This is a genomic window from Streptomyces sp. NPDC001480, assembly GCF_042894725.1.
Classification (GTDB): domain Bacteria; phylum Actinomycetota; class Actinomycetes; order Streptomycetales; family Streptomycetaceae; genus Streptomyces.
The window spans coordinates 83165-95107 of sequence record NZ_JBIAVX010000015.1; the positions used below are offsets into that span (position 1 = coordinate 83165).

Below are 11943 nucleotides of genomic sequence, written 5' to 3' on the forward strand. Positions count from 1 at the left end.
GCCTCCGCTCACTCCCACGCCGGCCGGAAGACCGGCACCCCGTCCCGGAACGCCACCTCGACCTCCATCCCCGCGCGCAGCTCCCCGGCCGGGCACTCCACCACCTCGGTCATCATCCGGGGGCCCTCCGCGAGTTCGACGACGGCGGCGACGTACGGGACGCGCTCGCCGAACGGGGGGAGGTCGTTGCGGTGGACGACGGACCAGGTGTAGAGGGTGGCGCGGCCGGTCGCCCGGTCCCAGATGACGTCGTCGCTCCAGCAGTGGGGGCAGAACTCGCGCGGGTAGTGGTGCGCCCGGCCGCACGCGCCGCAGCGGCGCAGGAGGAGCCGGCCCTCGGCCGCCGCGTCCCAGTAGGCGCGGGTGAAGGCGTCGGGCTCGGGGACGTCGAACCGTACGGCCGCCATCAGAACCATCCCAGGGCGTGGTCGACGGACCACACCTGCCAGGACATCCCGAACAGCGCGACCAGCGAGATCAGCGCCATCATCGAGTTCTGCCCCTGCTCGGCCCAGTCGTGGATCATGAGGATGAGGTAGAGGAGGTTGAGGAGCAGGCCGCCGGCCAGGGCGACGGGGGTGAGGAAGCCGGTCACCAGGCCGAGGCCGAGCGCCAGTTCCGCGTACACCACGACGTACGCCATGACCCGGGGTCGTGGCTCGACCACGGCGTGGAAGCCGGAGCGGACCGCGTGCCAGCGGTGTTTCGCCGCGACGTCCGCTGCCCAGGCGATGCCGGTGCCGCGTTCGAACCAGCTCTTCCTGTCCTTGTGCCGCCAGCTCTCCAGCCACCACAGGCCGAGCCCGATGCGGAGCACGGCCAGCCACTCGGAACCGCTCAGCCAGATCGCGTCCATGACATCTGACGGTACGTCAGATGTGACGGAAAGCCGAGGGGCGGGTCGGGAAATCCTGTGGCCCGCCGGTGAAGCTGTGCGTCTCCCCTGAGTTCCGGCGAAATTGTTGAAAATTTGGTCGGCGCCAACTTACGTTCGCAGGCACAACGCCAAGGACCCCGAAGGACGAGAGGCGACAAGGTGAAGTACAGGGCAGTCAAGCGCAGGACGGTAGTCATGGGTCTCGGCGCCACCGCCGGTGCCGCGGCGGTCGGCGGCATCGCCCTCAGCGCCCAGGCGGCCGACGGCTCGTCGACCTCGTCCTCCCCGGACTCGCTGGTCTTCGACCCGGACGGCTACACCGAGCTGACGGCCACGGTCACGGACCCGGACGGCACCGAGCACGAGGTGAAGTACCACTTCTGGAAAGCGATCACCTACGTCGCCAAGCCGGTGGACGAGAAGTACCAGAGCCTGAACGTCAGCGTGCCGGTCGAGATCGACGGCAAGGCGGTCGACGCGAGCAACGCGCCGATCCTGCTCGCGAACTCGGTCGGCGGGTACATGCCGTCCTCGGTGGCGGACGCGACCGGCATCGGCGCGTCCGGCGGTCCGGTGGGCCCGGGCGGCCCGGGCGCCCCCGGCGGCACGGCCCCCGCCGGCGCCACGCCCAGCGCCTCGGCCTCGGCCTCCGCCTCCGCACCAGGCGCCAGCGGCGACACCAACGCCAACGGCGGCGCCCTGAACACCAACCAGTACCTGGCCCTCGGCGCGGGGTACGTCGTCATCGAGCCCGGCGCCCGCGGCCGTACCCTCAAGAACTCCGACGGCGAGTACTACGGCGTCGCCCCCGCCGTGATCGTCGACCTCAAGGCGGCGGTGCGGTACATCAGGTCCAACAAGGGCCGCATCCCCGGGAACGTCGACCGCATCGTCTCCGCCGGCACCAGCGCGGGCGGCGCCGTGTCCGCCCTGCTCGGCGCCTCCGGCGACAGCCCGATCTACGACGAGTACCTGAAGGAGATCGGCGCCGCCGACGCCTCCGACGCGATCTTCGCGACGGGCGCCTGGTGCCCGATCACCGACCTGGAGCACGCCGACGGCGCCTACGAGTGGAACTGGGGCACCAACGAGCTGAGCACCGGCAAGCAGGTCGACCAGACCGTCTCCAAGGAGCTGAGGGCGCAGTTCGCGGAGTACCAGGCCGGCCTGAAGCTCAAGGGACTGGGCGGCTTCGGGCCGCTGACCGCCCGCAACTACGACGAGTACCTGGTCAAGCAGTACCTGGAGCCGTCGGCGACCACGTACCTGACGGGCCTGTCGGACTCCGACCGCGCGACCTACCTGGCCGCGAACGCCTTCATCACCTGGCAGAACGGCAAGGCCCGCTTCTCCTGGGACGACTTCCTCACCCACGTCGGCGCCCGCAAGAAGGACGCGCCCTCCTTCGACGCCTTCGACCTGTCGACGGGCGAGAACAACGAGTTCGGCAAGGGCACCACCGAGGCCCGCCACTTCACGGCGTACGGCCTGGAGCACGACACCACCGGGAACGCGGGCAATCGCCTCGACAGCGACATCCCCGAGCTGCTGCGGCTGATGAACCCGATGTCCCACCTGGTCGGCAAGCCCAACCCGAACCGCACCAGGCACTGGTGGATCCGCCTGGGCACCAAGGACTCCGACACCTCGCTGACGGTCTCCGCCAATATCGCCGCCGCCGCGGGCAGCCTCGGCGACGACGTGAACCATCTCTACTACTGGGACCAGGGACACGGCGCCAACACCGACCCCGGCGACTTCATCAAGTGGATCGCCAAGGTGACAGGGCACAGGGCCCGCAAGAAGTAGCACCCCCGAAAGCCGCGGCGTCCGTTTCCCGTCTGTCATCGGACGCCGCCCACCCCCGCGACGCCGTGCTCCAGCGCACCGGAGCCCGGCGTCGCGGGCTTTTCCGCAGCTCTTCCGCACCGGTCCCACTCACACCTCTTACAGCCGTGATCAATCCGCAACCAATTCCGGTCTTGACCGAGACCCATCAACCCGGTGCGTGATTACGCTCGCGCTCATGGCCGACTCTCCCCTGTCCGCGTCCCCCACCGACCGACCCGTCTACGTCATAGGCGCCGGCCCCGGTGGCCTGGCCGCCGCGTACGCGCTGCGCGCCCGGGGGATACGCGCGGTCGTGCTGGAGAAGTCCGACCGGGTCGGGGCGTCGTGGCGGCGCCACTACGACCGGCTGCACCTGCACACCACCCGCCGCCTCTCGGCGCTGCCCGGTCTGCCGATGCCGCGCCGGTTCGGGCGGTGGGTGTCCCGGGACAACGTGGTGCGCTACCTGGAGAAGTACACCGAGCACCACGGCCTGGAAGTCGTCACCGGCGTGGAGGTCTCCCGGATCGAGCGGACGGCCGACGGCACGGGCTGGCTGCTGCACGCCTCCGGGGGGCGGGAGCTGACCGGTGGCGCGGTGGTCGTGGCCACCGGTTACAACCACACCCCGCGCGTGCCCGACTGGCCGGGCCTGGAGGACTACGGCGGTGAGTTCCGGCACGCGGGCGAGTACCGCAACGCCGAGCCGTACGCCGGGCGGGACGTGCTGGTCGTCGGGGTCGGCAACACCGGCGCCGAGATCGCCGTGGACCTGGTGGAGGGCGGCGCCTCCCGGGTGCGGCTGGCGGTGCGGACCGCGCCGCACATCGTGCGCCGGTCGACCGCCGGGTGGGCGGCGCAGTACACGGGCGTGCTGGTGCGGCGGCTGCCGGTCGCCCTCGTCGACAGGCTCGCCGGGCCGATGGCCAGGCTGAGCGTGCCGGATCTGTCCGCCCAGGGCCTGCCCCGCCCGGACACCGGGCTGTACAGCAGGGTTCGGCAGGGGTCGATCCCGGTGCAGGACGTCGGGCTGATCGACGCCGTGCGCAAGGGCACGGTGGAGGTCGTGGCCGCCGTCGAGGGGTTCGAGGACGGCAAGGTCGCCCTCGCCGACGGTACGCGCCTGTCGCCGGACGCGGTGATCGCCGCGACCGGGTACGTCCGTGCCCTGGAGGGCCTGGTCGGCCACCTCGGCGTGCTCGACGCCCGCGGCAGGCCGGTCGTGCACGGCCCCCACGCCCCGAAGGACGCCCCGGGCCTGTACTTCACCGGCTTCACCAACCCCATCAGCGGCATGTTCCGCGAGCTGGCCATCGACGCGGAGCGGATCGCGAAGGCGGTGGCGAAGCGGGGCGCCGGGCAGCTGTCGGCGCTGCCGGGCAGCTAGGCCCTGTCGTTTGGATCATCCCGGCGTCGCGGGGTCTGGCACGCACATCTGCGGCGTTGTCGTCGGTTGCCAACTCCCCCACTCTCGGCTTCGCTCGAGCGGGGGGACCCCCATCGCGTCGGCGCCCTCCTCCGCCTTGCAGCTGCACGCACCAGACCCCGCTCGGGTCGGCTGGAAGGCGCCGTGACCTACGGCCGGCCTGATCCAAACGACAGAGCCTAGTCGCGCCCGGAAGGTTCCTGCGTCACCGCGTAACCGGGCACGGACGGCCAGCGCACCGTGAGCACCACCGAGTCCTCCTCGGCGAACCAGGAATGGTCGACCCCGCGGCCCCACACGACGTAGTCGCCCTGCTGTTCCAGGACGACGCTGCGGCCGGGGAGTTCGACGCGGAAGCGGCCACTGACGAGGACGAGGAGGGCCGTGCGCTCCTCCCCCTCCACCCAGGCCGCTCTCTCGTCGCCGCGCGGGTGGACGCCCCACTTGATCTCCACGGCCTCGCTGTGCCGGGGGTCGCCGGTGTCCTTGAAGTGCCCGAGGAGCCACCCCCGGTCCAGCGCCGCGTCCTTGCCCGCGTTCCCCACGTACACACCGTCGCCCACGGCCTGGACGCTACCAGCCGCTCCGGTCATCCTGGGGGCATCTTTGCGTGCACGACCAGTTCCTGACAGTACGTCAGTTCAGTAATCTGACAGAGCGTCAGTTGAATGGCTGTCACACAGGAGCGGGCGGACCGATGCTTGGATCAACCCACGGCACCCTCACCACCGACTCCCGCCGGGCCCGGGTCATCGCCTGCGGTGAGCCCCGTACCGGGCCCGCCGTTCACGGCCGGGCCGCCGACGTGGACGAGCTCGACGTCAGCGGGCGTCCGCTGCACCGGGACGTACCCGATCTCGACCGGTTCTTCCGGCCCGGATCCGTCGCCGTGATCGGCGCCTCGGACGCGGAGGGGCGGCCCAACACCGGCATCACCGGACAACTGCTCGGCTGGGCCGAGCGGGTGGGGGCGCGGGTGCATCCGGTGCATCCCAGCCGGCCTGCCGTCTTCGGCGTCCCCTGCGTCCCCTCCGTCGCCGGCCTGCCCGAGCAGGTGGACCTGGCCGTGCTGCTGGTCGCCGACCCCGTGCCGGTGATCGAGGAACTCGCCGAGGCGAAGGTACGGTTCGCCGTCGCCTTCGCCTCCGGGTTCGCGGAGACCGGCGAGGAGGGCGCCCGCGCCCAGGCCCGGCTCGCCGCGGCCGCCCGGCGCTCCGGCCTCCGGCTGCTCGGGCCGAACACCAACCTCAACGCCTTCGAACGGTTCCGGGACGACCTGGACGGCCCGGCGATCGCCCTCATCACCCAGTCCGGACACCAGGGACGGCCGGTCTTCGCCCTCCAGGAGCTCGGCATCCGGCTCTCCCACTGGGCGCCCACCGGCAACGAGGCCGACCTGGAGACCGCCGACTTCATCTCCTACTTCGCCGAACGACCGGAGGTCGGCGCCATCGCCGCCTACGTCGAGGGCCTGAAGGACGGCCGGTCCTTCCTGCTCGCCGCCGACCGGGCCGCCCGCCGCAAGGTGCCGGTGGTCGCCGTGAAGGTGGGGCGCACCGAGGCCGGGGCCCGTACCGCCGCCTCCCACACCGGCAAGCTGACCGGGGCCGACGACGTGGTGGACGCGGCGATGCGGCAGTACGGCGTGATCCGGGTCGACGGCCTCGACGAACTCCAGGACACCGCCGCCCTGCTGGCCCGCGCCCGCGCACCGCGCGCCGACGGGGTCGTCGTCTACTCCATCTCGGGCGGCACCGGCGCGCACGTCGCCGACCTGGCCGCCGGGGCGGGCCTCAGGCTGCCGGTGCTGTCCGAGGGCAGGCAGGCCGAGCTGCACCAGTGGATACCCGAGTACCTGAACGTGGCCAACCCGGTGGACAACGGCGGCCACCCGGTCGGCGACGAACGCGGCCGGAAGATCATCGACGCGATCCTCGACGACCCCGAGGTGGGCGTCCTGATCTGCCCCGTCACCGGGCCCTTCCCGCCGCTGAGCGACAAACTCGTGCAGGACCTCGTCGACGCCGCGGAGCACTCGGACAAGCTGGTGTGCGTGGTGTGGGGGTCACCGGTCGGCACCGAGCCCGCGTACCGGGAGGTGCTGCTCGGGTCCTCCCGGGTCGCCACCTTCCGCACCGTCGGCAACTGCCTCACCGCCGTCCGCGCCTACCTCGACCACCACCGATTCGTCCACGCCTACCGCTCCCCCTTCGACGAGGCGCCCCGCACCCCCTCGCCCTCCTTCCGCAAGGCGCGCATGCTGATGCGGCCCGGCCAGCAGCTGAGCGAGCACGCGGCCAAGCAGCTGCTGCGCGCCTACGGCATCCGGGTGCCGCGCGAGCAGCTGGTGACCAGCGCGGCGGCGGCCGTGCGGGCGGCGGGCCAGGTCGGCTACCCGGTGGTGATGAAGGCCTCCGGCGCGCAGATCGCCCACAAGACGGAGCTCGGCCTGGTGAAGATCGGCCTGACCTCGGCCAGCCAGGTCCGGGACGCCTACCGGGAGCTGACCGACATCGCCCGCTACGAGGGCGTCTCGCTGGACGGCGTCCTGGTGTGCCAGATGGTCGAGCGGGGCGTGGAGATGGTCGTCGGCGTCACCCACGACGAGCTGTTCGGGCCGACCGTGACCGTCGGGCTCGGCGGGGTGCTGGTGGAGGTGCTGCGCGACGCGGCCGTCCGTGTGCCGCCCTTCGGCGAGGACCAGGCCCGGGACATGCTCGCCGAACTGCGCGGGCGGCCCCTGCTGGACGGGGTCAGGGGACGGCCGCCCGCCGATCTGGACGCGCTCGTGGAGGTCGTGCTGCGGGTGCAGCGCATGGCCCTGGAGCTCGGGGACGAGCTCGCCGAGCTGGACATCAACCCGCTGATGGTGCTGCCCCGGGGACAGGGCGCGGTGGCGCTGGACGCGCTGGCGGTGTGCCGCTGATGGGTGAGCCGACGGAGGAGACGTGGGTGGAGGATGCGTCGGTGCTGCACGAGATCGCCGGCCAGGTCTCGTGCATCACGCTCAACCGGCCCGAGGCCCTCAACGCCCTCACCCCCGGGCAGCGGGAACGTGTCATCGCGCTGCTGGCGGACGCCTCGGCCGACCCGGAGGTACGGGCCGTGGTCATCACCGGGACGGGGCGCGGCTTCTGCGCCGGGGCCGATCTGCGGGGCGGTGCGGGGGCGGGCGGGCGGGTCGCCGGTGACGTGGCGCGTGTGCTCCGCCTCGGCGCCCAGCGGCTGACCGCCGCCGTCCTGGACTGCGAGAAGCCGGTGATCGCCGCCGTGAACGGTACGGCGGCCGGTCTCGGCGCCCATCTCGCGCTGGCCTGCGATCTGGTGCTGGCGGCGGAGTCGGCCAGGTTCATCGAGGTGTTCGTGCGGCGCGGACTCGTACCCGACGGCGGCGGCGCCTATCTCCTCCCCCGGCTGATCGGCCCGCAGCGGGCCAAGGAGCTGATGTTCTTCGGCGACGCGCTCACCGCCGCCGGCGCCGAGCGGCTCGGGCTGGTCAACCGGGTGGTGCCGGACGAGGAGCTGGCCAAGACGGCCCGCGCGTGGGCGGAGCGGCTGGCGGCCGGCCCCACCCGTGCCCTCGCCCTGACCAAGCAGCTCGTCAACGCCTCCCTCGACACCGACCGCGCCGGCGCCTTCGCCGCGGAGGCGGCCGCGCAGGAGATCAACATGACGACGGCGGACGCGCGGGAGGGGCTCGCCGCGTTCGTGGAGCGCAGGAGCGCGGAGTACGAGGGCCGCTGACCCTTCCCATCTGACGTGCCGTCAGTTTCAATGGAGGCGTGATGGGACACGCAGGGGCGGCCGCCGCCGCCGTCCGTTATCTCAGGTCGGCCGGGACCCCGGCCACCGTGGAAGCGCTGCCGCGCCCGGAGTTGCGCTGCGTCGGCGCCGACGAACGCGCCCCCGTCGACCAGACCGAGTTCCGGCGCGTCCTCGGGAGCTTCGCGACGGGCGTGACGGTGATCACCGCACCGTCCGCCGACGGCGCCCCCTCGCCCGCCGGCTTCGCCTGCCAGTCCTTCTCCTCCCTCTCCCTCGACCCGCCCCTGGTCGCCTTCATGGTCGGCCGGGCGTCGACGACCTGGCCGCGCATCGCCCGCGCGGGCGCCTTCTGCGTCAACGTCCTCGCCGCCCACCAGGGCGAGCTGTGCCGCGGCTTCGCGGTGAGCGGCGCGGACAAGTTCGCGGGCGTGGAGTACGACGCGGCCCCGGTCTCCGGCTCCCCGCGCCTGGCGGGCACGGTCGCCTGGATCGACTGCACGGTCCACGCGGTGCACACCGGGGGCGACCACCTCATCGTGGTGGGGCGGGTGGCCGCGCTGGGGACGGGCGACCACGACGAAGCGCCCCTGCTGTTCCACAAGGGGCGCTTCCTGTGAGCCGCCGCTAGGCCAGGGCCGGCACGGGGACCGCGGGCCGCCGCCGGATCACCAGGGCCATCAGGGCCGCCGCCGCGCACAGGGTGCCGGAGGCGTACCAGACCATGTTGTAGGAGCCGAAGACGTCCCGGGCGACGCCGCCGAGGTAGGCGACGAGGGCGGCGCCGACCTGGTGGGAGGCGAGGACCCAGCCGAAGACGATGGCGCTGTCGTCGCCGTACTGCTCGCGGCACAGGGCGAGGGTGGGCGGGACGGTGGCGACCCAGTCGAGGCCGTAGAAGACGATGAAGAAGATCATCGGGGGGTGGACGCTCGGGCCGAGCAGCATCGGCAGGAAGAGCAGGGAGAGGCCCCGCAGCGCGTAGTACACGGCGAGCAGGCGGCGCGGTTCGAAGCGGTCGGTGAACCAGCCGGAGGCGATCGTGCCGGCCACGTCGAACACGCCGATGACCGCGAGCAGGGAGGCCGCCGTGGTGACCGGCATGCCGTGGTCGTGGGCGGCTGGCACGAAGTGGGTCTGGATGAGGCCGTTGGTGGAGGCGCCGCAGATCGCGAAGGTGCCGGCGAGCAGCCAGAACGGGCCCGTGCGGACGGCGGAGGCGAGGATGGTGAGGGTGCGGCGGGCGGCGCCGGTGACCGGGGGCGGCTTGGGGACGAACTCCTGCGCGCCGTACGGCTTCTGGCCGACGTCGGCCGGGTGGTCGCGCAGCAGCAGCCAGACGAACGGCACGACCGCGAGGGCGGCGAGCGCCACCGTCACGGCGGCCGGGCGCCAGCCGTGGTTCTCGACCAGCCAGGACAGCACCGGCAGGAAGATCAGCTGGCCGGAGGCGGAGGCGGCGGTGAGGATGCCGCTGACCAGGCCGCGGCGCTCGGTGAACCAGCGGTTGGTGACGGTCGCGGCGAAGGCCAGCGCCATGGAGCCGGAGCCGAGGCCGACCAGCAGGCCCCAGCACAGCATCAGTTGCCAGGCCGCCGTCATCCACACGGTCAGGCCCGAGCCGAGCGCGATCACGGTCAGCGCGACGGCCACCACCCGGCGGATGCCGAAGCGGTCCATCAGCGCGGCGGCGAACGGCGCGGTGAGCCCGTACAGGGCGAGGTTGATGGAGACGGCCGCACCGATGGTGCCGCGCGACCAGCCGAAGTCCTGGTGGAGCGGGTCGATGAGCAGTCCGGGCAGCGAGCGGAAGGCCGCCGCGCCGATGATCGTCACGAAGGTGACGGCGGCGACGAACCACGCCCTGTGGAGGCGCGGCTTGTGGGCTGCTGAAGTGTCCTCTGGGGTGGCCACGGCCTCGGTTGTCTGGGTCACGCCATAAAGGATCCGTCGTGGTCCCGAACGCATCGAGTGGCCCGAAGGACAGCATTCGCTAGGATCGGGCCATGGAAACGGCCACGGGCTTCCGCCCGCACCGCGTCGTCGTCCTCGCCCTGGACGGCCTGCTCCCCTTCGAGCTGGGCATCCCGCACCGCATCTTCGGCCGCCCCAAGGACGCGGCGGGACGGCACCTGTACGAGGTCGTGACCTGCTCGGTCCGGCCGCCCGGCCCGGTCGACACCGACGCCGACTTCGCCATCCACGTCGCGCACGGCCCCGAGGCGCTGGCCAACGCCGACACGGTGATCGTCCCGGCCTCGTACGAACTGGGCCCGGTCTTCGAGGAGGGCGTGCTGACCGAGGACCTGGCCGCCGCGCTCGCCCGCGTCCGCCCCGGCACCCGGCTCGCCTCCATCTGCACCGGCGTCTACGTCCTGGCCGCCGCCGGCTTCCTCGACGGCCGCCCCGCCACCACGCACTGGGCCGACGCCGACCGCTTCCAGCGGCTCTTCCCCCACATCCAGGTGGACGCGGACGTGCTGTTCATCGACGACGGCGACGTCCTCACCTCGGCGGGCGTCGCCGCCGGCATCGACCTGTGCCTGCACATGGTGCGCCGCGACCACGGCACGGCGGTCGCCAACGACGTGGCCCGCCGTACGGTCGTACCGCCGCACCGCGACGGCGGGCAGGCGCAGTACATCGAGCGGCCGGTGCCCGACCCGCAGCAGTCCACCACGACCGGCGCCCGTGCCTGGGCGCTGGGCCGGCTGCACCAGCCGATCCAGCTGCGGGACATGGCCGCGCAGGAGTCGATGTCGGTACGGACCTTCACGCGCCGCTTCCGCGAGGAGGTCGGTGTCAGCCCCGGCCAGTGGCTCACCCAGCAGCGCGTCGAGCGGGCCCGGCACCTGCTGGAGTCCACCGACCTGTCCGTCGACCAGGTGGCACGGGACGCCGGGTTCGGCACGGCCCAGTCGATGCGGCAGCACCTCCAGGCGGCGCTGGGGGTGACACCGACGGCGTACCGGCGGACGTTCCAGGCCGCGGTTCAGAACGTGAGCACGGCCCGTGCGACCCGCCCCGCCCGCGCGTCCTCGCACGCCTTCTCGAAGTCCTCCACCGGGTAGGCCGCGGTCACCAGTTCGTCGAGGAGCAGGTCGCCCCGGCGGTACAGCTCGGCGTAGAGGGCGATGTCGCGCTGGGGGCGGGAGGAGCCGTAGCGGCAGCCCAGGATCGCCTTGTCCAGGTACATCGAGGAGACCAGGAAGGACGCCTCGGCCGTGGCCGGGGGGACGCCGAGGAGGATCGCCTGGCCCTCCCGGTCGAGCAGGTCGATCGCCCGGCGGATCAGGTCGATGCGGCCGACGCATTCGAAGGTGTGGTCGGCGCCGGTGGGCAGCAGCTCCTTCACTCCCTCCGTCGAGGTCAGGAAGTCGGTGGCGCCGAACTGCCGGGCCACCGTCTCCTTCGCCGGGTTGTTGTCCACGGCCACGATCCGCAGGGCGCCCGCGAGCCGCGCCCCCTGGAGGACGTTCAGCCCGATCCCGCCGGTGCCGATCACCACGACGGTGTCCCCGCGCTCCACCCGGGCCCGGTTGAGCACGGCGCCCACGCCGGTCAGCACCGCGCACCCGATCAGCGCGGCGGAGGGCAGCGGGATGTCCTTGGGGATGCGGACCGCCTGCACCGCCTGCACCACCGTGTGCTCGGCGAACGCGGAATTGGACGCGAACTGGTACAGCGTGTCCTCGCCCCTGGTGAACGGCCGCCCCGGCCGTCCGATCGCCTTCCGGCACATCGTCGGCCTCCCCCGGTCGCACTCCGCGCACGTGCCGCAGTTGGCCAGCGTGGACAGGGCCACGTGGTCGCCGGGGGCGACATGCGTGACGCCCGCGCCGACCGACTCCACCACCCCGGCGCCCTCGTGCCCCAGGACCACGGGCACGGGGAAGGGAATGGTCCCGTTCAGCACGGACAGGTCGCTGTGGCACAGCCCGGCCGCCGAGATCGCCACCCGCACCTCGCCCGGTCCCGGATCCCGTACCGCCAGGTCGTCCACGACCCGCGCCCGCTCGCCGTCGAACACCACACCGCGCATCGCTCG

11 protein-coding genes are annotated in these 11943 nt (G+C 72.7%); 6 read left to right on the top strand and 5 right to left on the bottom strand.

Annotated elements, in window-relative coordinates; genetic code table 11:
• Window positions 1-8: 8 nt before the first annotated feature.
• Window positions 9-407, bottom strand: a complete 399-nt coding sequence (locus ACFY01_RS32925) for a Zn-ribbon domain-containing OB-fold protein (RefSeq protein WP_390739413.1) — start codon at window positions 405-407, stop codon at window positions 9-11.
• Window positions 407-856: a DoxX family protein gene (locus ACFY01_RS32930; RefSeq protein ID WP_390739414.1), complete on the bottom strand. Its 450-nt coding sequence runs from the start codon at window positions 854-856 to the stop codon at window positions 407-409. The genes ACFY01_RS32925 and ACFY01_RS32930 overlap by 1 nt, the downstream gene beginning before the upstream one ends.
• A gap of 216 nt (window positions 857-1072) precedes the next feature.
• Between ACFY01_RS32930 and ACFY01_RS32935 the strand changes: the two genes are divergently transcribed.
• Complete coding sequence (locus ACFY01_RS32935; protein WP_390739415.1) at window positions 1073-2686, top strand: subtype B tannase; 1614 nt, start codon at window positions 1073-1075, stop codon at window positions 2684-2686.
• Between the two features lie 217 nt (window positions 2687-2903).
• The gene (locus ACFY01_RS32940) at window positions 2904-4094 is read left to right on the top strand and encodes a flavin-containing monooxygenase (protein WP_390739416.1); all 1191 of its coding nucleotides are present in this window, start codon (window positions 2904-2906) and stop codon (window positions 4092-4094) included.
• Window positions 4095-4312: 218 nt separating this feature from the next.
• Here ACFY01_RS32940 and ACFY01_RS32945 read toward each other — a convergent pair whose 3' ends face one another.
• Window positions 4313-4696 carry a signal peptidase I gene (locus tag ACFY01_RS32945; RefSeq protein ID WP_390739417.1) on the bottom strand — a complete coding sequence of 128 codons (384 nt, stop codon included), beginning with the start codon at window positions 4694-4696 and terminating at the stop codon, window positions 4313-4315.
• Window positions 4697-4830: 134 nt separating this feature from the next.
• On the opposite strand from ACFY01_RS32945, the gene ACFY01_RS32950 reads away from it, so the two are divergent.
• From ACFY01_RS32950 to ACFY01_RS32960, 3 genes are read left to right on the top strand one after another with little or no spacing between them, the layout of a single operon-like run.
• Window positions 4831-7059: an acetate--CoA ligase family protein gene (locus tag ACFY01_RS32950; protein ID WP_390739418.1), complete on the top strand. Its 2229-nt coding sequence runs from the start codon at window positions 4831-4833 to the stop codon at window positions 7057-7059.
• Entirely contained in the window at window positions 7059-7877 is an 819-nt protein-coding gene (locus ACFY01_RS32955; protein WP_390739419.1) for an enoyl-CoA hydratase/isomerase family protein, read from the top strand. Before ACFY01_RS32950 ends, ACFY01_RS32955 begins: the two co-directional genes overlap by 1 nt.
• Window positions 7878-7918: 41 nt before the next feature.
• Entirely contained in the window at window positions 7919-8515 is a 597-nt protein-coding gene (locus ACFY01_RS32960) for a flavin reductase family protein (protein ID WP_390739420.1), read from the top strand.
• Window positions 8516-8522: 7 nt separating this feature from the next.
• On the opposite strand, the gene ACFY01_RS32965 is transcribed toward ACFY01_RS32960, so the two are convergent.
• The gene (locus ACFY01_RS32965) at window positions 8523-9830 is read right to left on the bottom strand and encodes an MFS transporter (protein ID WP_390739421.1); all 1308 of its coding nucleotides are present in this window, start codon (window positions 9828-9830) and stop codon (window positions 8523-8525) included.
• 71 nt (window positions 9831-9901) lie between these two features.
• Between ACFY01_RS32965 and ACFY01_RS32970 the strand changes: the two genes are divergently transcribed.
• Window positions 9902-10966 carry a GlxA family transcriptional regulator gene (locus ACFY01_RS32970; RefSeq protein ID WP_390739422.1) on the top strand — a complete coding sequence of 355 codons (1065 nt, stop codon included), beginning with the start codon at window positions 9902-9904 and terminating at the stop codon, window positions 10964-10966.
• On the opposite strand, the gene ACFY01_RS32975 is transcribed toward ACFY01_RS32970, so the two are convergent.
• Window positions 10888-11937, bottom strand: coding sequence for a Zn-dependent alcohol dehydrogenase (locus tag ACFY01_RS32975; RefSeq protein ID WP_390739423.1), 1050 nt, complete (start codon window positions 11935-11937; stop codon window positions 10888-10890). The two genes, ACFY01_RS32970 and ACFY01_RS32975, sit on opposite strands and share 79 nt — an antisense overlap.
• Window positions 11938-11943: the final 6 nt, after the last annotated feature.